Below are 20,317 nucleotides of genomic sequence, written 5' to 3'. Positions count from 1 at the left end.
GAGTTCACCATGCGCCTTGCCTTCAAGGTCGCCATCGTCGCGTTCATGACGATCGCGATCCTCATCCCGCTGAGCATGATCCGCGGCGTCATCCACGAGCGCGAGGAGTACCGCGCCGGCGCGGTCGCCGACATCGCCCGCAGCTATGGCGGTGCGCAGGCCTTTGCCGGGCCGGTGCTGGTGGTGCCCTACACCGAGACCGTCGAGGTCGAGGAAACCGACGCCAACAACGTCGTGCGCAAGGTCCGCCGCGCGAAGACGCGGCAATGGACGTTCTTCCCCACGACGCTGGACGTGGGCGGCCCCATGGTTCCCGACACGCGCAAGCGCGGCCTGCACGAAGTGCGTGTGTACGAGTGGAAGGGGCATGCCACGGCGCGCTTCGACGCCGTCATTCCCAACGAAGGCAATCCCGCCGACCGGCAGATCGGCCGGCCCTGGCTGAGCTACGGCATCGCCGACGTGCGCGGCCTGCGTGCCGCGCCTGTGCTGCGCATCAATGGCCGCGACGTCGCCTTGCAGGAAGGCATGGGCAGCCGTGAGGCGCCGGGCTTGCACGTGCGGCTCGATGCGCCGGTGCCCGGCCAGACGATCGCGCTGGACACGCAGCTGGACATGCTGCTGGGCGGCACCGAATCCCTTGTGCTGGTGCCGCTGGGCAAGAACAACCGCTTCGAACTGGAGTCGACCTGGCGCCATCCCAGCTTCGCCGGCACGTCGCCGCGACACGACACCAGCGCGGACGGCTTCACCGCGAGCTGGGATATCGCGTCCGTCGCCAGCAACGCGCAGCGCAACTATGTCGAAGGCCTCGCGTCGCCGGAGATGGGCTTGGCGAACATGGACGCCGTCGGCGTGTCGCTGATCGATCCGGTGGACATCTACACGCAGGCCGATCGCGCGACCAAGTACGGCCTGCTGTTCGTGCTGCTCACCTTCGTCGGGTTCTTCTTCTTCGAGCTGATCAAGCAGTTGCCGATCCACCCGATCCAGTACGGCCTGGTCGGCCTGGCGCTGGCGATCTTCTTCCTGCTGCTGGTGAGCCTGAGCGAGCACGTGAAGTTCGTGTACGCCTACCTCGCCGCCAGCGTGGCGTGCATCGGGCTGCTGGGCTTCTACCTGAGCGCGGTGCTGCGCAGCCTGGCGCGCGGCCTGGGCTTCGCGGCGATGCTGACGACGCTGTACGCCGCGCTGTACGGATTGCTGGTCTCGGAGGACAACGCGCTGGTGTTGGGCGCGGGCCTGCTGTTCCTGGTGCTGGCCACGGTGATGGTGGTGACGCGCAGGATCGACTGGTACCAAGTGGCCGGTGCGCGCCCGGCGGTGCGTCAGGCATGAATGAACGCGGCCGTGGGCGAATCCAGCCCACGGCCGCTTCGTCATGCCCGCCGCCCATCCTCCGACCGGGGTCCCCTACCATGTACGTCATGGACGTCAAACCGCTCGACACCGCCCGCCCGCTCGACGTGCGCTGCTACAACGGCGCCGCGATCGAGCCCTGGCTCGGCCACCTGGCCGCGCTGCGCATCGCGGTGTTCCGCGACTGGCCGTACCTGTATGACGGCGACGAGGACTACGAGGCGCAGTACCTGAAGATCTACCTGCAATCGCCGCGCAGCGTGGCGGTGCTGGCCTTCGACGGCGATCTCGTCGTCGGCGCCTCCACCGGGTTGCCGCTGGCGGACGAATCGGAGGCGTTCACGCAATCCTTCGCGCAGACCTCGATCAATCCGGCCGAAGTGTTCTATTGCGGCGAATCCGTGCTGCTGCCGCAGTACCGCGGTCGCGGCATCGGCCATCGCTTCTTCGACGAACGCGAAGCCCACGCGCGCAGTTATGGCGACTACGCGTGGACGGCGTTCTGCGCGGTCGATCGCGAACCCACGCACCCGCGTCGGCCGGCCTTCCAGCGCGGCAACGACGCGTTCTGGAACAAGCGCGGCTACCGTGCGCGCCCGGAACTGCGCGCCCGCCTGCCGTGGCGCGAAGTCGGGCAGGCCGGCGAGGTCGACCACACCCTCACTTTCTGGCTGCGGCCCCTGGAGCGCACCCGATGACTTCAACGCAGGACCGCCCGGCCACCGCACTCAAGGTGGCCGTGGCCAAGTACACGATCGACGCGCCGGCGGATTTCGACGCCTTCGCGCACAAGCAGGCGCAGTGGCTGGACGAAGCGCAGGCGCTGGGCGCGCGCATCGCGGTATTGCCCGAATACCTGTCGCTGGAACTGGCCGCCACGTTCGACGCGGCCACGCGCGGTGACTTGCATGCCTCGCTGGCGGCGACGCAGCGCCATCACGCAGACTGGATCGCGTTGTTCTCGCGCCTGGCGCGCGAGCGCGACCTGCATGTGGTTGCGGGCACGTTCCTGCTCGACACCGGGCGCGGCCGTTATCGCAACCGCAGCTATGCCTTCGCACCCGACGGCGCGCATGTGTGGCAGGACAAGCTGCGTCTGACCGGTTTCGAGAAAGGCACGGGCGTGATCGAATCGGGCGATGAGCTCAAGGTGTTCGAAACCGACGGCGTGCGCAGCGCGATCGCGGTCTGCTACGACAGCGAGTTCCCGCTGCCGGTGCGTGCGCAATGCGAGGCCGGCGCGCGGTTGCTGATCGTGCCCAGTTGCACCGACACCGACGCCGGTGCGACGCGCGTGCGCGTGGGCTGCCTGGCGCGCGCGCTGGAGAACCGGTGTTTCGTCGCGCAGGCGGTCACGGCCGGCGAAGCGCCGTGGAGTCCGGCGCTGGACGTCAACACGGGAGAGGCGGCGTTGATCGCGCCGATGGACGTGGGCCTGCCGCACGACGGGATGGTGGTGCAGACGCGCGGCGAGCAGCGCTGGGCGGTGGCGACGCTGGACTTCGCGGCGCTGGAAGCCAGCCGCTCGCATGCGCAGGTGGCGAACGATCGCGATTGGGCGGCGCAGTATTTTCCGAGCGTGGCGCGGGCAAGGGTGGTGCGGGCGGCGTAGGGGGTGTCTGGTGTCTGGCCTCCGGCCTCTGACGTCGGCGCTTGGGCACGCCGGTGACGGCCCCTCATCACCGTCATTCCAGCGAAAGCTGGAATCCATTTTGATTTGGCTTTGGCAGGCTTCTCAAAGAAGGAAGCAACAACAAAGCTTCCGATCGGCTACGCCGCTCGGGTCACTTTTCTTTGCTTGCCCAAAGAAAAGTAACCAAAAGAAAGGGCAGTGGGCCCAGATCAATCCCACGACCGGACGGAGCAAGGGCGCGTTCGCGATTCGCCATCCATGGCTCAGCGCTCACCGCCGCACATCCATGTGCGGCGCCCTTCGGGGCTAGGGACCTGACAGGCTGTTCGACAGCAACAGCAACAGCAACAGCAACAGCAAATCCATCGTAGCCACAGCAAATCCACCGTCATCCCGGCGAAGGCCGGGACCCAGGCCCGTAAAGCACGGGCACTCCCTTTGCGGAAAACCACCTCACCGTCATTCCCGCGAAGGCGGGAATCCAGGGACTTTTCACGCTTTCCCGCTGCCTATGAACAGCAACAGCAAAATGGATTCCAGCGTCCGCTGGAATGACGAGAAGTGTCGGAAGACGTGACAGCCTGGATCCCGGCCTTCGCCGGGATGACGGCTTCGGGTTGACGATCGCTAGACTCACACACGCCCACACGCCCACACGCCCACACGCCCACACGCCCACGCACTCACACACCCGCGCTGCACGCACCCCTCAGAACAACGAAACCCCCGGCACCAGCCACAACGACACACCCGCCAGCGCGGTGCCGATCGCCGTCGCCGCGATCACATCGCTCGGGTAATGCAGCCCCAGCACCACACGCGAAGCCGCCACGCTCGCGGTGAACGGCACCAGCACCCAGGCCAGCACCGGGTAGTGCGCGATGCCGACCAGGCTGAAAGCCACCGCATGCAGCGTGTGGCCCGACGGAAACGAGAACTCGTCCAGCGGCGCCACCCACGCGTGGATGCGCCGGTCCGAAGCGAACGGTCGCGGGCGGCGCGTCCAGCGCTTGAGCAGTTTGTAGAGCGTCAGCGCGATCACGCCGGTGGCGGCCAGGTGCGCGGAGGCGGCCAGTCCATCCAGGCCGTCCACCGCGATCAGCACGGCCATCAGCACGTACCAGAACACGCCGTCGCCGAGCCGGCTCACCGCGGCGAAGTACGAGCGCGAACGCCCGCGTTCGCCCCAGCGGTTGGCGCGCAGGCACCAGCCGGAGTCGCCGGCGGCCAATCGGTCGTGAAGCGAGCGCTTGTGCAGGGAATGAAGTTTCATGACGCCTCCCGTTCGGCTGCGGTCGGGGTGAGGGTGTCGGCGCTGCGCGCGTCGACCAGTTGCTGCAGCAGTGCGTCGAAGTCCGCGCTGACCTGTTCCGGGCGCAGTGCAGCCACGGCCTGCCACGCCGCCGTGCGCATCGTTTCGCGCGCGTTGTCGTCGGCGGCCAGGCGCACGCATGCGGCGACGAAGCCGGCTTCGTCGTGCGAGGCGATCGCCGCGCCGTGCACGCCGTCGCGCAGGTATTCGCGCGCGGCGCCGTAGTCGAACGCCACCGTCGGCACGCCGCTGGCGAGCGCTTCCAGCGTGACGTTGCCGAAGGTCTCGCTCAGGCTCGGGAACACGAACAGGTCGCCGCTGGCGAAATGCCGCGCCAGCGCTTCGCCGCGCTGCACGCCGCAGAAGAGGAAGTCGGGGTTGTCCTGTTCCAGCTTCGCCCGCGCCGGCCCGTCGCCGACCCACACGAAACGCGCATCCGGACGCACGGCCTGCAACTGGCGGAATGCGCGCACGGCCAGCTCGAGGTTCTTTTCCGCGGCGATGCGGCCGACGTAGATCGCCACCAGCGTCTGCTCGCCCGCGCCCCACTGCGCGCGCAATGCGGCGCTGCGGCGTTGCGGATCGAACAGCGCCGTGTCCACCGCGCGCGGCAGGCGGACGACGTTGTCGAAACGCTCGGCGCGCAGGAACTCGACCAGCTCGCGCGTGGGCACCAGTGTCGCATCGGCATGGTTGTGGAAGCGGCGCATCCAGCGCAGCGCGGTGCCGGCGAGGAAGCCGGCGCCGTAGTCGCGCATGTATTCGTCGAAGCGGGTGTGGAAGCCGCTCGCGGCAGGAATGCCGAGCCGGCGAGCCGCGCGCAACGCCGACCAGCCCAGCGGACCTTCCGTGGCCACGTACACCGCATCCGGTCGCGCGGCGCGCCACGCGTCCCGAATGCGTCCGCCCGCCGGCAGTCCCAGGCGCAGGCCCGGGTAGCGCGGCAGCGGCGCGCCACGCACCAGCACCTCGTGCGCGGCGGCACGGTCGCTCGCGCCCTGCCGGGGGCGGATGAGCTGGACCTCGTGGCCGCGCGTCCTCAGTCCCTGTTCCAGTCCCTGGACGGTGAGGGCGACCCCGTTGATCTCCGGCGGGTACGTTTCGCTGACGATCGCATAGCGCATGCGCGGCTCCCGGTTTGCGCAAGGTTGAGCCGCGGCGGTGTACCGGCGATGGCAGCGGGATGACGCGCGGATGACGCGCATGTCCGCAAACCGGGACTGAAAACGGTTACCCGGTGTGACGGGGGTGAAAACCCGGCGTCAATGGCCGTCCGTGTCGATCCGATTAACGAATCCCTCCCTAGAATGAATCGCTTTGACATCGCCCAAGGAGTGCGCGTGCACCGACGCGAAGTGTTGCTGGCCGGTCTGTCCTGGCCCGTGTGGTCGTTGTTGGGAGGCGCGCAGGCGCACGCGTGGGCGCCGTCGGGCGCCGCGAGCGCGTTCGATGCCGATACCGTCGCCGGCATGGCGCGGGCCCTGGCGGCCAAACCGTTCGTGCCGCAGAGCAAGCAGCTGCCGGCTTCGCTGGAACGCATCGGCTACGACCAGTACCGCAGCATCCGCTTCAACCCGGCGCAGGCGTTGTGGCGCAGCGAGGGGCTGCCGTTCCAGGCGCAGTTCTTCCACCGTGGCTTCTTCTTCCGCGACCGCGTGGACATCTACCAGGTGGCCGACGGCAAGGCGACGCCGGTCGTCTACAAACCGTCGCAGTTCACCTTCCAGGGCGTGAAGGCGCCGACCGAGACGGACCTGGGCTACGCCGGCTTCCGCCTGCATGCCCCGATCAACCGGCCGGAGTATTTCGACGAGATCGCCGCCTTCCTGGGCGCCAGCTACTTCCGCGCCGTCGCCAAGGGCCAGGCCTATGGGCTGTCGGCGCGCGGGCTGGCGTTGAAGACCGGCGGGACGCAGGAGGAATTCCCGGTGTTCCGCGCGTTCTGGCTGGAGCGCCCGGCGCCCGGCGCGAAGCAGATCACTGTGCATGCGTTGCTGGACAGCCCCAGCGTCGCCGGCGCGTACCGCTTCACCATCACGCCGGGCGAGCAGACGGTGTTCGACGCCTCCGCGCGCATCTTCCCGCGCGTGCCGCTGGACGAGGTGGGCATCGCGCCGCTGACGAGCATGTTCCAGTTCGATTCCAACGACCGCGTCGGCATCGACGACTACCGCCCGGCGGTGCACGACTCCGACGGCCTGGGCATGGTCAACGGTCGCGGCGAACAGATCTGGCGGCCGTTGCAGAATCCTTCGACGGTGCAGGAAAGCGCCTTCGAGGACACCAACCCGCGCGGCTTCGGCCTGATGCAGCGCAAGCGCACGTTCGCCGACTACGCCGACAGCGAAGCGCATTACGAGAAGCGCCCGAGCCTGTGGATCGAACCGCAGGGCGAGTGGGGCGACGGTGCCGTGCACCTGTTCGAACTGCCCACGGCGGACGAATTCCACGACAACATCGTCGCCTTCTGGCGCCCGAGGCAGCCGCTGGCCGCCGGCCGCGAGCACCGCTTCGACTACCGCATGCACTGGTGCGACCAGCACAGCTGGAAGCCGGAACTCGCCACCGTGGCGCGCACGCGCATCGGCGGGCTGACCTTCGGTGAGAACACCGGCAAGGCGAGGCTGGTGGTGATCGACTTCGACGGCGGACGCCTGGCGGGCCTGGCCGACAACGCCAAGGTGCGCGCCGACGTGACCGCGTCGAAGGGGAAGATCGCCAACGTCACCGCGCATCCGAACCCGGGCGCGGGCGGCTGGCGACTGGGCTTCGAACTGGTCCCGGGCGAGGAACGCAGCATCGAGTTGCGCGCGGTGCTCGGCGACGAACGCGGCCCGCTCACTGAAACCTGGCTTTATCGGTGGACCCTGTGACCGAAGTTCACGTTCCGCCGGTGGTAACGATTCCCGTGGGCGGCGACGCCTCGCCGTGGCTGCCGCCCGAAGCGCCGCTGACGATGCCGGTGCAGACGCTGCGTGCAGGCGCGTTGCAAAACGCATCGCTGCCGACGACGCCGCGCGCCATGACGCTGCGGCGCACGGCGGTGATCGGCGGCGCTGCACTGCTCACGCTGATCGCCACCTACCAGATCTGGTGGGTGTTGCGCGGCGGCGGCATCGACATTCTGGAAGGCATCCTGCTGGTGCTGTTCGTCGGGCTGTTCGCGTGGATCGCGCAGGCGTTCGTCGGCGCACTGGCCGGGTTCGTGCTGATCGTCGGCCGTCACCGCGCGCGATTGGGCCTGGAATCGGCGCAGGCGCTGCCGCGGCTGGGCACGCGCACGGCGCTGCTGATGCCCACCTACAACGAAGACCCCGAGCGCCTGCTCGCGGGCCTTCAGGCCATCTACGAATCGGTGCAGGCCACCGGTCAGATGTCGCAGTTCGATTTCTTCGTGCTCAGCGACACGACGCGCGCGGACATCCGCGCACACGAGGAACGCGCCTTCGCCGCGCTGCGCGAGCGCGTCGGCGGCGGCGCCAACGTGTTCTACCGGCTGCGTATCGACAATCGCGAGCGCAAGGCCGGCAACATCGCCGAGTGGGTGCGGCGCTTTGGCGGCGCGTATCCGCAGATGCTGATCCTGGACGCCGACAGCTTGATGACCGGCGACACCATCGTGCGCCTGGTCGGCGCGATGGAGCGCAATCCCGACGTCGCATTGGTGCAAACGCTGCCGATGATCGTCAACGGCAACACGTTGTTCGCGCGCATGCAGCAGTTCGCCGGGCGCGTGTACGGGCCGGTGATCGCGCACGGCATCGCGTGGTGGCACGGTTCGGAAAGCAATTACTGGGGCCACAACGCGATCATCCGCACGCGCGCCTTCGCCGACGAGGGTGGCCTTCCGGAGCTGCTCGGGCCTCGGCCGTTCCGCGGCACGGTGCTGAGCCACGATTTCGTCGAAGCGGCGTTGATGCGTCGCGGCGGCTGGGCGCTGCACATGGTGCCCAACCTCGGCGGCAGCTACGAGGAAGGCCCGCCCTCGCTCACCGACATGCTCGTGCGCGACCGCCGCTGGTGCCAGGGCAACCTGCAGCACGGCGCGGTGCTGCCGGCGAAGGGACTGCACTGGGTCAGCCGCTGGCACCTGATGATGGGCATCGGCCATTACTTCACGTCGCCCATGTGGGCGATGCTGATGCTCGTCGGCCTGGCGATCCCGCTGTACAAGGCGGGGCTGGGACTGGAGATGTTCACGCTGCCGGGCTTCTCGCCGTCGGCCTACTGGCGCGAGCAGGATCCGGAACGCTTCCTGTGGGTGTTCATCCTCACCATGTCGGTGCTGCTGGCGCCGAAGTTCATGGGCTGGCTCACGCTGTTCTTCGACCGCGACACGCGGCGCGGATGCGGCGGCATGGTGCGCTCGTTCCTGAGCATGCTGCTGGAAACGCTGCTGGCCGCGCTGATGGCGCCGGTGACGATGTACGTGCAGTCGCGCGGCGTGGCCGAGGTGCTGGCCGGCAAGGACTCCGGCTGGGACGCGCAGCGTCGCGACGACGGCACGCTGCCGCTGTCGGGCCTGGTGCGCAGCTACGGCGGCGTGACCGTGCTGGGCGTGATCGCCGGCGTGATGGCGTACCTGATCTCGCCGTCGCTGGCAGCGTGGATGGCGCCGGTGATCCTCGGCCTGCTGCTGTCGATTCCGATCGTGGCGTTCACTTCCGCGCGCGGGCCGGGTCTGTTCCTGCGCCGCATGAAGATCTTCTCGATCCCGGAAGAGCACACTCCGCCGACGGTGCTGGTGCGCGCGGCGGAATTGCGCGCGCTGCCGGCGGAGCATGTGGTGCCGCCGGAGCCGCATCTTTGAGGGGGCGTGCCCACGGCAAATGCCGGGGCCGAGGGCTGAAATAACGAACCCGCTGGGAGGCGGGTTCGTAAAGGTGAGCCTTTGTTACTTCAAATAGATTTGAGTAATGGCACAGCCTGAAGTCCAAACGGTTACTTTCCGTTTGTTGACCAAAGCAGTTGTCAGCATGGCAAGTACTCCCTTGCCACCCGTCCCGCTCTCATCGAACGACAGTACCGGGTTCGAGCTGCTTGCTGCGCATTCGGGTGAGGTCCCAGTCGAAAGCCAAACGTAGTGCGCCCCGTAGGCGGGGTATGCACTGATCTGTGCAACTTCGGCTCCGTCGATGACTTCAGCGCAGGCCGCAGTGCTGAAGCTGAGCAGGGCAACTGCAAGGGCGAGGCTCTTGATGTTCATCAGTTCATCCTTGTGGTACTGGGTGTGGAAAGGTATGGCGCGACGAGGCGAGAGTTAGCGTCGTCGGAAGACCCGCCAGGATCTTGCGGCTTTGCCTGCAAGTTTTGATGGCATTCGAAGCAAAGAATTGGTTGTTCGTTCTTCTAGTTTTGTTGTTGTTCCTCACAAATTGGCGATGACGCTAAACGTGCCGATTCAGTTCAGGAGCAACATCAAGGCCGGCGTTATATCGGGTGATCTGCTTTGAATGGTCAGTGCGGAAGAGTTCGACTGATAAGTCAACTGATCGCCGCTAAATTTTGCGCCAAAGAGGAAGGTGCCGGGCTCCGGGGGAAGCTTGTACTTGACAGAGAAGCTGCTGGTATTGAATCCGTAATATTCGTAAAGCTTGGCAGGGGAGCCTGGAGTCGCGGTGGTTTGATAGGACCAAAGGTAACGACTATGAGCATTTGAAGAGTTGATTTTCACGCTGCCGATCTTGGCCAGGACATCTTTGTAAAGCTCAATGGTTCCGCCGTTATTTTCCTGAAAGCCGTTGGCCACGCAGTAGACCGAGAAATCGCCGAACGGGGCCTCCACCAGAGCAGTGATGGTGATTTCTTGGCCGGGGCGTGGATTCTCCGTGTCACTGCTGATGGATGTTACGGTCGGTTTTTTGTCGTTGTAGAACGTTACATTGCTGCATTCTGATGCCGGAGCTGTTCCGCAATAGAGCAGAAGAATGCAGGGTGTCACATATCGCAACATACGATCCTCGCTTGTTGTGATGCGTCGTCTTCAGTTGTTGAGCCGCTTGACGAAGTCGAGTCTGCTCAGAGCCTTCTGAGCTACGACGATGGGCTAGAAATGCGCCATCCAGCTTAGTAATAGATCGGCAGTTGCGCGTACTCAACGTGAGAATCTCTCGTTGTAGAACGAGAGTGAAACTCGGAGATGGCGAAATGGTCTAGATCGCTTCGAGTTTGAGGCTGAGCCCTAATCCCGCGATGTCGTGAAGCTCGCCTTCCAAGTCGGCGCGCGCGAGCGGGCGTGCATCCAGCCAGCGTCGCGATACGGCCAGCGTGAGGATGTTGCCGTCGGCGCGCGCATCCAGTTGCGGGATAGGGTCGGGTTCGTGTCCGCGATGCAGCAGCACTGCAACGCGCAGCACTGCGGCGAGACGGCGCGCGGGGGCGAGCAGGCGATCGGGCAGTGCATCGAACGCGGACTTCGGAATGTTGCGCCGATGCGTGCGCACCAGCGCCGCGAGGAATTGCTGCTGTTGCCGCGAGAAACCCGCGATGTCCGAATGCTCGACGATGTACGCGCCGTGGACGTGGTACTGGCTGTGTGCGATCGCCAAACCCAGTTCGTGCAGGCGCGCGGCGCGTTGCAGCATGAGGTTGTCGTCGGCGTCCAGCGACCACGCCTGCGCGACCTGTTCGAACAAGCGCATCGCCGTGCCGGCCACGCGCCGCGCCTGGCTGTCGTCGATGCCGTAGCGCTGCATCAGCGCGGCCACCGAGGCATCGCGCGGGTCGTCCGCGCCGCCGCGGCCGAGCATGTCGTACAGCACGCCTTCGCGCATCGCCGCCTTGCTCACGGCCATGCGCTTGAGGCCCAGCGCGTCGAACGCGGCTTCCAGGATCAGCACGCCGCCGGCGATCACCGGTCGGCGGTCGGCGGACAGGCCGGGCAGGTCGATGGCCTCGATGCGGTCGGCTTGCAGCAACCGGTCGCGCAATACCGGCAGCGCTTCGGCCGTGACTGCGCCCTTGGTCAGCTTCATCGCCGCGCAGATGTCGCCGATGGCCTTGTTGGTGCCGGACGAACCCAGCGCTTCATTCCAGCCCAGCGCACGGTACGTGCCGGCGAACTGCTGGAACTCGGCGGTGACTTCGGTCAGCGCTTCCTTCCACTTCTTGCGCGAGAGCTTGCCGTTCTCGAAGAAGCGACGCGTGGTCGCGATGCAGCCCAACTGCAGGCTCTCGCGCTCGATCGCCTCGAAGCCGGAGCCGATGATGCATTCGGTCGAACCGCCACCGATGTCGATCACCATGCGCAGCTCGCCCGGGCGCGCGGGCTGCGCGTGGGCGACGCCAAGGTAGATCAGGCGCGCCTCCTCGCGGCCGGCGACGACTTCGATAGCGTGGCCCAGTGCGGTTTCGGCCGGCATCAGGAACGCCTGCGGCACCGCGAGGCGGCGCACGGTGTTGGTGGCGATGGCGCGCACGCGCTGCGGCGGGATGTCGCGGATGCGCTGGCCGAAGCGGGCCAGGCATTCGAGCGCGCGCTGGCGCACTTCAGGCGACAGGCCGCCCTTGCGGTCCAGGCCTTCGGCCAGGCGCACGGTTTCGCGCAGACGGTCCACGATGCGCAGCTGGCCGAGCACGTAGCGCGCGACCACCATGTGGAAACTGTTGGAGCCCAGGTCGACGGCGGCCAGGAGGTCGCCATCGACGAGCGGCAGTTTGCTGGTGGGGAAGGCGTCGCTCATGCGTACATGATCCCCGTTCAGCGGTGGTGGCGTCCATCCATGGCCAGATCGCGGGCGAGATCGCGCCGCATCAGGCGCCGACGTTGCCCAGCAGCGACAGCTGTGCCGAGTGCGGCGTCTCGCCTTCGCCCGGCGTGAGCCGCTCGTAGTGGCCGTCGGGTTGCAGGGTCCAGGCGGTGCAGTTGTCGGCGAGGTAATTGGCCAGCGCCTCCTCGTACACGCGCGTGGCCAGCTCCGGCGCGAGGATCGGGAAACCCGTCTCGATGCGGCGCAGCAGGTTGCGTTCGAGCCAGTCGGCGCTGGAGCAGAACAGGTCCGGGTCGCCGTCGTTGGCGAACCAGTAGATGCGATGGTGCTCGAGGAAGCGGCCGACGATGGAGCGCACGCGGATGTTTTCCGAAATGCCCGGCAGCCCCGGTCGCACGGTGCACGCACCGCGCACGATCAGGTCGATCTGCACGCCCGCCTGCGAGGCCTGGTAGAGCGCACGCACGACCTGCGGCTCGTTGAGGGCGTTCATCTTGGCGATGATGCGCGCGGGCTTTCCGGCCTTGGCGTGGCGGGTTTCGCGGTCGATGCGCTTGAGCACGCCGGCGTGCAGCGTGAAGGGCGACTGCAGCAGGCGCTTGAGCTTCATGCTCGGCGCCAGGCCCGACAGCTGCTGGAAGATGAGGTGCACGTCGTTGCCGATGTCGGCATCGGCCGTGAACAGTCCGAAGTCGGTGTAAACGCGCGCGGTGCCGCTGTGGTAATTGCCGGTGCCCAGGTGCACGTAGCGGCGCAGCCGGCGGCCTTCGCGGCGCACGATGAGCATCATCTTCGCGTGCGTCTTGTAGCCCACCACGCCGTACACCACCTGCACGCCTGCGTCCTGCAGGCGATCGGCAAGCCCGAGGTTGGCCTCCTCGTCGAAGCGCGCGCGCAGCTCGACCACCACCGTCACGTCCTTGCCGTTGCGTGCGGCCTGCACGAGGCTGTCGACGATCTGCGATTCCTTGCCGGTGCGGTACAGCGTCTGCTTGATCGCCAGCACGTTGGGGTCTTCGGAGGCCTGCTTGAGCAGTTCCAGCACCGGCGTGAAGGCGTCGAAGGGGTGGTGCAGCAGCACGTCGCCTTCGGCGATCTTGTCGAACATCGCCTCCACGCCCGACAGCTGGCGCGGCTGGAACGGCAGGAACTTCAGATCCGGGCGCTGCACCAGGTCGTAGACCTGGATGACGCGGTTGAGGTTGACCGGGCCGTTGATGCGATAGACGGCGTTCTCGGTGAGGTCGAAGTTCTCCAGCAGGGTGCGCACGATGTCGTCCGGGCACTGCTCGGCGATCTCCAGCCGCACCGCGCGCAGGTAGCCGCGGCCGACGAGTTCGTCGCGCAGGGCGAGCGCGAGGTTCTCCACTTCGTCCTCGTCGACGATGAGTTCGGAATTGCGCGTGACGCGGAACTGGTACGCGCCCTTGACCTGCATGCCGGGGAACAGCTCGTCGACGAACGCCGACAGCACTGCCGAGAGGAACACGAAATCGTGCTTGCCGCCGGAGACGTCCTCGGGAATCTGGATGATGCGGGGCAACGAGCGCGGCGCGCGCACGATGGCCAGGTGGCCCTCGCGGCCGAATGCGTCCTTGCCCTTGAGCACGACGACGATGTTCAGCGACTTGTTGAGGATCTTCGGGAACGGATGCGCCGGGTCCAGGCCCAGCGGCGACAGCACCGGCATGATCTCGTCGCGGAAGTACTCGCGCAGCCACTGCGTCTGCTGTTCGCTCCAGCCGTCGCGATGCATCACGCGCACGCCGGCTTCGTCCAGCGCAGGACGCAGCACGTTGTTCCAGCATTCGTACTGCTGCTGGACCAGGTGCGCGGCGCGTTCGTGGATGCGCGCCAGCACGGTGGCGGGCGAGAGGCCGTCCGGTCCCGGCGGCACGCCCAGGTCCTGTGCGTGGCGCAGCGTGCCGGCGCGGATTTCGAAGAACTCGTCGAGGTTGGTGCACGAGATGCACAGGTAGCGCAGCCGCTCCAGCAAGGGCACCTGCGGGTCCTGCGCCTGCGCCAGCACGCGGAAGTTGAAGTCCAGCGCCGACAATTCGCGATTGAAGTACAGCTCGCTGTCGCGCAGCGGATCGGTGTCGAGCGCGGTGCTTTCCACGGCGGCATTCATGGCAAAACCTCCGACAGCGCGAGGTCGTCGCGCGGGCGCACGCGTTCGGCGCCGAAGTGACAGGAGAACGTGCTGCCGCGACCGACCTCGCTGGTGATCTCCAGCCGCGCCTGGTGCAGGTTGAGCACATGCTTGACGATGGACAAGCCGAGTCCCGTGCCGCCGCTTTCTCGCGAGCGGCTGGTGGAAACCCGGTAGAAGCGTTCGGTGATTCGCGGCAGGTGCGCGGCGGGAATGCCGTAGCCGCTGTCGACGACTTCCAGCACCGCGCCCTTGCCTTCGGGGCGGAAGCGGATGCGGATCGTGCCGCCGGCCGGCGTGTAGCGCACGGCGTTGCTCACCAGGTTGGAGAACGCGCTGTGCAGTTCCTTGTTGGAGCCCCACAGGTCGCAGCCGGCCGCGTCTTCGACGATGACTTCGTGGCGGCCGTGGCTCAGCGCGACGGCTTCACGCCGCAGCGTCGCCAGCATCGGCGCCATCGCGACGGTTTCCTCGGCCGGCAGGCTGTCCTGCGATTCCAGGCGCGAGAGCATCAGCAGGTCTTCCACCAGTTGGGTCATGCGCTGCGACTGACGCTGCATTTCGGCCAGCATCGGCGCCCAGTCCGGATGCTCCTCCGGATCGAGCATGTCGAGGTAACCGTGCACGACGGTCAGCGGCGTGCGCAGTTCGTGCGAGACGTTGGCGACGAAATCGCGGCGCATCTGTTCCAGTTGCAGCAGGCGGCTGACATCACGCGCGACCAGCATCCACAGGTCGTCGGAGTACGGGATCAGGCGCAGGCTGAGCGTCGCGGCGGGGTTCCACGGCGAGGCGATTTCCAGCGTTTCCGCGTTGCGTCCGGAGGCGAGCCAGTGCGAGAGCTGCAGCGGTTGCAAACGCTGCGCGAGCGGCGCACCGATGTCGCGCGGATAGCGCAGTTGCAGCAGGCTGGTGGCCGATTCGTTGAACCACTGGATGCGCTGGCTGTTGCGCTCCACGACGACGATGGCGTCGGGCATCGCCGCGGCGGCGGCGCGGTAGGCGCGCAGCATCTCGATCAGGCGCTTCTTGCGCGCGCGCATTTCCTGCTGGCTGCGGTGCAGGAGGCGGTCGAGTTCGTTCCAGATGCCTTCGCCCAGTGGCGGCTTCAGGCGCTGGCGGGCGGTAAGGCGCAGCAGCACGTTGCGCAGGCGCCAGTAGTGCCAGGCAACCACGCCGAGCGCGGCCACCGTGATGACCGGCCAGGGATACCCGATCAACAGGCCCAGCACTGCCGCGCCCGCCAGGATCAGGGCCAGCTGGCCAAGGGTGCGCAACCAGGCGGAATGGGCTCGGGGTGGCATGGGCTCTTCGGGAGTGGGGATTCGGGATTCGGGATTCGCAAGAGCGCGCGGTCTATGGATGGTAATCGGCCTGTATGAGGCTTTTTCGAATCTCCAATCCCGAATATCGAATCCCGGCGAAGGTCCTCACGCCTCCACCGAGGCCGAAAAGCGATAACCCGCGCCGCGCACCGTCTGCACCATGCCGTCGAGTTGATGCGGTTCCAGCGTTTTGCGCAGGCGGCGGATGTGCACGTCGACCGTGCGTTCCTCCACGTAGACGCTGCCGCCCCAGACGTGGTCGAGCAGCTGGGTGCGGGTGTAGACGCGCTCGGGGTGGGTCATGAAGAAGTGGAGCAGGCGGTACTCGGTGGGGCCGATCTGCACCGGCTGGTCGCCCTCGGCGGCGTGGGCGAACACGCGGTGGGCCGCGCCGTCGATGCGCAGCGGGCCAACGGCCACGCTGCCGTCCTCGTCGTCCTCGCGCGAGCGGCGCAGCACGGCGCGGATGCGCGCCAGCAGTTCGCGCGCGGAGAAGGGCTTGACCACGTAATCGTCCACGCCTGCTTCCAGGCCGCCGACGCGGTCGTTCTCCTCGCCGCGGGCGGTGAGCATGATGATCGGGACCTCGCGCGTCAGCTGGTCCTTGCGCCAACGGCGGGCGAGTTCCAGGCCGCTGGTGCCGGGCAGCATCCAGTCCAGCAGGATAAGGTCCGGCACGCGGTCGGCGATGGCGGCCTGCGCCTCGCGGGCGTCGCCGGCATGCACCGGCTCGTACTCGCCCTTGCGCAGGGCGAAGGACACCATGTCACGAATGGCGGGTTCGTCTTCGACGATCAGGATGCGCTTCTGCACGCGGTCACCGGGGGAGCGGATGGAGGGGCCTGCCTGCTGCAGGCCCTGCCGTGGGCGGTCCTGCCAAGCCGCGTCAGTACACTACCGTTTTGTGACGGGCGCATGACACCGTCATCCGCGCCATGACGCGCACAACGCCGCTTACTGGCGGCGCAGGTCTTCGTCCCGGATGCCCTGGCGCTTGAGTTCCAGCACCGTCGGCGTGATCGCCGCGATCCGCGCTTCGATCCGGGCGCGGGCGTAATAGTCGAGGTCGGAACGGCGCTTCAGCGTGTTCAGCTGGACCAGCGCCTGCTCCGGCCGTCCGTTCAGGTACGCAGCCTCGGCATACGCCTCGCCGGCGCGGACGGGGTCGCCCGCCATCTCGCACGCACGTGCGAATACCCGCTGGAAGGTCGCATCGTTGGCCGAGCTGCCCAGCAGGGGGCGGAGGATTTCCTGGGCGCGCTTCCCGGCCTGCGGGGTGTCGCGTTCGGCCAGCACGTCGGCATAGCTCAGGACGATCGCGCGGTTGTGCGGCGTCTGGCGCAGCAGGGCTTCGAAGCGGGCATCGGCCGAGTCGCGCTTGCCGGACCTGGCTTCGGCTTCGGCCAGCGCGAGGGTGATCCAGACATCGCCGGGATTCTTCTGCAACAGATCACCCAGCGCCGTGGCCGCGACCGCGGGCTGGTTGGCGCGAAGCCGGGCGAAGGCCAGGCCGTAGCGCTGGGCGTCGGTTTGTTTGCCGGCATCGCCCATGCGCTCGTACTCGCGGATGGCCTCACTGGGCGTATTCGCACTGAGCACGCGCAGGCGCTCGCGGGCGTAGTCGAAACGGCCGGTGCCGCCCGGGCCGAAAGCCGTGCCGAGGTTGGCCTGCAGGGTGGGCGGCAGCAGCGGATTGACCGCGCCGTCGCTCGGGAAATGCGGGCGTGGAGCGGTTTCCTTCTCGCACTGGGCCGGGCCGCTTGGATCGCGCACGCAGACCTCGGAGGTGCCCTGCTCGCGGCGGATGCGCGCCGCGCGGTCCTTGGCCTCGGTGATGCGGGTGATGGTGACCGGGTGCGTCATCAGCCAGTCCGGCGATTCGCCCCAGTAGTTGGCGCCGTTGCTGCGCGAGCGCGCCTGCATGATGGTGAAGAAGTCCGCCATCGCCTCCGGGTCGTAATCGCTGCGCGCCAGAGTCTGGATGCCCAGGCGGTCCGCTTCGGATTCGTTGGAGCGGGTGTAGTTGATCTGGCGCTGCTGCATCAGGCCCATGGCGCCGGCCATCGCAGCCTGTGCGGCGTCGTCGGAGGAATTGCTGCTGGATGCCTGGGCGGCCACGATCGCACCGAGCATCGCCAGCAGGATCGGCAACTGGTCGCGCTGCGCGCGCTCGGCGCCGCGCAGGACGTGCTGCTGGGTGACGTGGGCGATTTCGTGCGAGAGCACGCCGGCCACTTCGTCCTCCTTGTCGGCCGCCAGGATCAGCCCGGAATTCACGCCGATGTACCCGCCCAACGTGGCGAAGGCGTTGATCTGCCGTTCGCGCAACATGAAGAAGGTGAAGGGCTGCTTGGGCTTGTCGCTGTTGGCCGCAAGTCGGGTGCCGAGGGTTTCCAGCCAGCTGTCGATCAGCGGGTCTTCAAGCAGATAGTCGTAGTGCCGCAGCTGCGCCAGCATCATCGCGCCGTACTCTTCCTGCTGCCGTGGGGTCAGCAGTTCGCCCGCCGACGAGCCGATGTCGGGCAGGTTGGCTTCCTGCGCCGGCGCGCACAGGCTGGCGACGGCAAGGGTGAGAGCGGCGGTGAGCAGGGCGGTGCGGCGCAAGTGGACTCCCTCTGGACCCGGCGGCCCGATCGTTCCGCAGGATGCGGCTCGGCATGGGCGGCGGGATGAATCGCCTGTTAATCCTTTTACATCACGGCCCGGCGCATCCACGGGGTGCAGTGTTCCGCGCACGGGGTGGAAATGCCGCAGGGGCGAGCCCATATTCGACCACAGCCGCATCCATGAGTTCATGCAGGAGATTGTCTTGACCCATCCCGCCACCGCGCCGGGCGCTCCGGCGCCCGAGATCGTCATCTATACCACCGCGATCTGCCCGTACTGTGTCGCCGCCAAGAACTTCCTCAAGAGCAAGGGCCAGTCGTGGACCGAGATCCGCATCGACCTGGACCCGGCCCAGCGCGAGACGATGCTGGCGCGCGCCCGGCGCACCAGCGTTCCGCAGATTTTCATCGGCCAGACGCACGTGGGCGGCTATGACGACATGATCGCCCTGCATCGCGCCGGCGGGCTGGAACCGTTGCTGGGCGTGTCGGCGCGTCAAGCCTGACCCCGCAAGGCAGCGCGGTTCGCGTTGAGCGAAACTGACGCGCTGCAGGCCGCTGCCCCGCGTGGGGCGGCCTCCCACCCTTTCCTTACCCATTCCCCACAAGGCGCCCCATGAGCACCGAAAACGACCGCGTCGCCGAATTCACCGCGTTCCGCAAGCGCATGAACGAGCGCATCCTGGCCGAACCCAACCAGGTCGTGCGCCGCTTCTTCGCACTGGACACACAGACCTATCAGGCCGGCGCGCTGGATGTGAAGACCAAGGAACTGCTCGGGCTGGTCGCCTCGATGGTGCTGCGCTGCGACGACTGCATCAGTTACCACGTCGCCCAGTGCAAGGAAGCCGGCGTGAACCGAGACGAGATGTTCGAGGCGTTCTCGGTGGGGCTGGTGGTGGGCGGCTCGATCGTGATCCCGCACCTGCGCCGCGCCGTGGACTTCCTGGACCGCCTGGAGCAGGGCGAAGCCGCTGCGCCGGCCGGGCACGACCACGGCTGAACGCGCGTCCCGCCGGGCCGAGTCTCCAGAACCCCGAAAAGCCCGCTTCGGCGGGCTTTTTTTCGTCCGCAGGCCGCTTCCCCGACTTTCGTCGGATTCCGCACGCCTGCAGGGCCGGGCCGCTTCCGGCATAATTCCGGGGCTCACCATCCGGCGCCGTACTCCCGTACCGGGCGCCCATCAGTCGGAAGAAACCCCCTATGACGCAGACGATTACGGTCATCCGTGGCGATGGCATTGGCCCGGAGATCATGGACGCCACCTTGCACGTCCTGGACTCGATGAACCTCGGGTTGCAGTACGAATTCGCCGATGCCGGCCTGGTCGCGCTGGAAAAGCACGGCGAACTCCTCCCGCAAGCCACGCTCGATTCCATCCGCAAGAACCGCATCGCGCTGAAGTCGCCGCTGACCACGCCGGTGGGCGAGGGCTTCAGCTCGATCAACGTCGAACTGCGCAAGCGCTTCGACCTGTACGCCAACGTGCGTCCGGCCAAGTCGTTCCCGAACACCAAGTCGCGTTTCGCCGACGGCGTGGACCTGATCACCGTGCGCGAGAACACCGAAGGCGCGTACATCGGTGAAGGCCAGTCGCTCTCGGAAGACGGCGAAACCGCGCTGCTCACGCAGAAGGTGACCCGCCGCGGCTCCGAGCGCATCGTGCGCTACGCCTTCGAGCTGGCCCGCAAGACCGGCCGCAAGAAGGTCACCGTCGTGCACAAGGCCAACATCCTGAAGTCGACGTCGGGCCTGTTCCTCAAGACCGCGCGTGCGGTGGCGGCGGAATACCCGGACATCGAGTGCAACGAGATGATCGTGGACAACACCTGCATGCAGCTGGTGATGCGTCCGGAGCAGTTCGACATCATCGTCACCACCAACCTGTTCGGCGACATCATCTCCGACCTGTGCGCCGGCCTCGTCGGCGGCCTGGGCCTGGCGCCGGGCGCGAACATCGGTACCGATGCGGCGATCTTCGAAGCCGTGCACGGCACCGCGCCGGACATCGCGGGGCAGGGCAAGGCCAATCCATGCGCGCTGCTGCTGGGCGCGGCGCAGATGCTCGACCACCTGGGCGAGTGCGAGAAGGCCGAGCGCCTGCGCGCGGCGATCATCGCCACGCTGGAAGCGAAGGACTCGCTGACCCCGGACCTGGGCGGCAGCGGCAACACCATGTCGTTCGCCAAGGCGATCGCCAGCCGGATCTGATCGGGCTGCA

At 67.2% G+C, this 20,317-nt stretch carries 17 protein-coding genes; 8 read left to right on the top strand and 9 right to left on the bottom strand.

Features of this window, described 5'->3' with window-relative positions; all coding sequences use genetic code 11:
• The first annotated feature begins 9 nt into the window (after positions 1 to 9).
• The 3 genes from creD (at position 10) to JI752_RS09155 (ending at position 2,971) form a co-directional block, all read left to right on the top strand.
• Positions 10 to 1,338, top strand: coding sequence for a cell envelope integrity protein CreD (creD, locus tag JI752_RS09165; RefSeq protein WP_216962611.1), 1,329 nt, complete (start codon positions 10 to 12; stop codon positions 1,336 to 1,338).
• Positions 1,339 to 1,427: 89 nt separating this feature from the next.
• Positions 1,428 to 2,057: a GNAT family N-acetyltransferase gene (locus tag JI752_RS09160; RefSeq protein ID WP_216962608.1), complete on the top strand. Its 630-nt coding sequence runs from the start codon at positions 1,428 to 1,430 to the stop codon at positions 2,055 to 2,057.
• Positions 2,054 to 2,971, top strand: a complete 918-nt coding sequence (locus tag JI752_RS09155) for a carbon-nitrogen hydrolase family protein (protein ID WP_216962606.1) — start codon at positions 2,054 to 2,056, stop codon at positions 2,969 to 2,971. Before JI752_RS09160 ends, JI752_RS09155 begins: the two co-directional genes overlap by 4 nt.
• A gap of 730 nt (positions 2,972 to 3,701) precedes the next feature.
• On the opposite strand, the gene JI752_RS09150 is transcribed toward JI752_RS09155, so the two are convergent.
• Both JI752_RS09150 and JI752_RS09145 read right to left on the bottom strand, forming a co-directional pair.
• Entirely contained in the window at positions 3,702 to 4,265 is a 564-nt protein-coding gene (locus JI752_RS09150; RefSeq protein WP_216962602.1) for a phosphatase PAP2 family protein, read from the bottom strand.
• Positions 4,262 to 5,428 carry a glycosyltransferase family 1 protein gene (locus JI752_RS09145; RefSeq protein WP_216962599.1) on the bottom strand — a complete coding sequence of 389 codons (1,167 nt, stop codon included), beginning with the start codon at positions 5,426 to 5,428 and terminating at the stop codon, positions 4,262 to 4,264. Before JI752_RS09145 ends, JI752_RS09150 begins: the two co-directional genes overlap by 4 nt.
• A gap of 216 nt (positions 5,429 to 5,644) precedes the next feature.
• On the opposite strand from JI752_RS09145, the gene JI752_RS09140 reads away from it, so the two are divergent.
• Both JI752_RS09140 and mdoH read left to right on the top strand, forming a co-directional pair.
• Positions 5,645 to 7,177, top strand: a complete 1,533-nt coding sequence (locus JI752_RS09140; protein ID WP_216962596.1) for a glucan biosynthesis protein G — start codon at positions 5,645 to 5,647, stop codon at positions 7,175 to 7,177.
• Positions 7,178 to 7,197: 20 nt separating this feature from the next.
• Positions 7,198 to 9,114 carry a glucans biosynthesis glucosyltransferase MdoH gene (mdoH, locus tag JI752_RS09135; protein ID WP_345777339.1) on the top strand — a complete coding sequence of 639 codons (1,917 nt, stop codon included), beginning with the start codon at positions 7,198 to 7,200 and terminating at the stop codon, positions 9,112 to 9,114.
• An 84-nt stretch (positions 9,115 to 9,198) separates the two neighbouring features.
• Here mdoH and JI752_RS09130 read toward each other — a convergent pair whose 3' ends face one another.
• The 7 genes from JI752_RS09130 to JI752_RS09100 all read right to left on the bottom strand — a co-directional run bounded on the left by JI752_RS09130 (position 9,199) and on the right by JI752_RS09100 (position 18,124).
• A complete protein-coding gene (locus JI752_RS09130; RefSeq protein ID WP_216962594.1) occupies positions 9,199 to 9,510 on the bottom strand; it encodes a hypothetical protein in 312 nt (103 codons plus the stop codon).
• Positions 9,511 to 9,705: 195 nt separating this feature from the next.
• Complete coding sequence (locus tag JI752_RS09125; protein WP_216962591.1) at positions 9,706 to 10,257, bottom strand: hypothetical protein; 552 nt, start codon at positions 10,255 to 10,257, stop codon at positions 9,706 to 9,708.
• Positions 10,258 to 10,456: 199 nt separating this feature from the next.
• Positions 10,457 to 11,986, bottom strand: a complete 1,530-nt coding sequence (gene ppx / locus JI752_RS09120; protein WP_216962588.1) for an exopolyphosphatase — start codon at positions 11,984 to 11,986, stop codon at positions 10,457 to 10,459.
• Positions 11,987 to 12,056: 70 nt separating this feature from the next.
• Positions 12,057 to 14,144: a polyphosphate kinase 1 gene (gene ppk1, locus JI752_RS09115; RefSeq protein WP_216962574.1), complete on the bottom strand. Its 2,088-nt coding sequence runs from the start codon at positions 14,142 to 14,144 to the stop codon at positions 12,057 to 12,059.
• Entirely contained in the window at positions 14,141 to 15,469 is a 1,329-nt protein-coding gene (gene phoR / locus JI752_RS09110; RefSeq protein WP_216962571.1) for a phosphate regulon sensor histidine kinase PhoR, read from the bottom strand. The genes ppk1 and phoR overlap by 4 nt, the downstream gene beginning before the upstream one ends.
• A gap of 126 nt (positions 15,470 to 15,595) precedes the next feature.
• Positions 15,596 to 16,303, bottom strand: coding sequence for a phosphate regulon transcriptional regulator PhoB (gene phoB, locus JI752_RS09105; protein ID WP_216962568.1), 708 nt, complete (start codon positions 16,301 to 16,303; stop codon positions 15,596 to 15,598).
• Positions 16,304 to 16,444: 141 nt separating this feature from the next.
• The gene (locus JI752_RS09100; RefSeq protein ID WP_345777347.1) at positions 16,445 to 18,124 is read right to left on the bottom strand and encodes a M48 family metalloprotease; all 1,680 of its coding nucleotides are present in this window, start codon (positions 18,122 to 18,124) and stop codon (positions 16,445 to 16,447) included.
• 175 nt (positions 18,125 to 18,299) lie between these two features.
• Here JI752_RS09100 and grxC point away from each other — a divergent pair, with 175 nt between their 5' ends.
• From grxC to JI752_RS09085, 3 genes are all read left to right on the top strand, one after another.
• Positions 18,300 to 18,602 carry a glutaredoxin 3 gene (gene grxC, locus JI752_RS09095; RefSeq protein ID WP_254200521.1) on the top strand — a complete coding sequence of 101 codons (303 nt, stop codon included), beginning with the start codon at positions 18,300 to 18,302 and terminating at the stop codon, positions 18,600 to 18,602.
• 110 nt (positions 18,603 to 18,712) lie between these two features.
• The gene (locus JI752_RS09090) at positions 18,713 to 19,099 is read left to right on the top strand and encodes a carboxymuconolactone decarboxylase family protein (protein WP_216962562.1); all 387 of its coding nucleotides are present in this window, start codon (positions 18,713 to 18,715) and stop codon (positions 19,097 to 19,099) included.
• 200 nt (positions 19,100 to 19,299) lie between these two features.
• The gene (locus tag JI752_RS09085; RefSeq protein WP_216962559.1) at positions 19,300 to 20,307 is read left to right on the top strand and encodes an isocitrate dehydrogenase; all 1,008 of its coding nucleotides are present in this window, start codon (positions 19,300 to 19,302) and stop codon (positions 20,305 to 20,307) included.
• Positions 20,308 to 20,317: the final 10 nt, after the last annotated feature.

It is taken from the genome of Lysobacter sp. MMG2 (genome assembly GCF_016735495.2).
Classification (GTDB): domain Bacteria; phylum Pseudomonadota; class Gammaproteobacteria; order Xanthomonadales; family Xanthomonadaceae; genus Lysobacter_J.
The sequence above is the reverse complement of the archived record's forward strand: the minus strand, read 5'-3'. Positions and strand labels throughout refer to the sequence as shown.

Coding starts and splice junctions, on each gene's coding strand:
- creD (WP_216962611.1), top strand. CDS start 10: ATGCGCCTTGCCTTCAAGGTCGCCATCGTCGCGTTCATGACGATCGCG.
- JI752_RS09160 (WP_216962608.1), top strand. CDS start 1,428: ATGGACGTCAAACCGCTCGACACCGCCCGCCCGCTCGACGTGCGCTGC.
- JI752_RS09155 (WP_216962606.1), top strand. CDS start 2,054: ATGACTTCAACGCAGGACCGCCCGGCCACCGCACTCAAGGTGGCCGTG.
- JI752_RS09150 (WP_216962602.1), bottom strand. CDS start 4,265: ATGAAACTTCATTCCCTGCACAAGCGCTCGCTTCACGACCGATTGGCC.
- JI752_RS09145 (WP_216962599.1), bottom strand. CDS start 5,428: ATGCGCTATGCGATCGTCAGCGAAACGTACCCGCCGGAGATCAACGGG.
- JI752_RS09130 (WP_216962594.1), bottom strand. CDS start 9,510: ATGAACATCAAGAGCCTCGCCCTTGCAGTTGCCCTGCTCAGCTTCAGC.
- JI752_RS09125 (WP_216962591.1), bottom strand. CDS start 10,257: ATGTTGCGATATGTGACACCCTGCATTCTTCTGCTCTATTGCGGAACA.
- ppx (WP_216962588.1), bottom strand. CDS start 11,986: ATGAGCGACGCCTTCCCCACCAGCAAACTGCCGCTCGTCGATGGCGAC.
- ppk1 (WP_216962574.1), bottom strand. CDS start 14,144: ATGAATGCCGCCGTGGAAAGCACCGCGCTCGACACCGATCCGCTGCGC.
- phoR (WP_216962571.1), bottom strand. CDS start 15,469: ATGCCACCCCGAGCCCATTCCGCCTGGTTGCGCACCCTTGGCCAGCTG.
- JI752_RS09090 (WP_216962562.1), top strand. CDS start 18,713: ATGAGCACCGAAAACGACCGCGTCGCCGAATTCACCGCGTTCCGCAAG.
- JI752_RS09085 (WP_216962559.1), top strand. CDS start 19,300: ATGACGCAGACGATTACGGTCATCCGTGGCGATGGCATTGGCCCGGAG.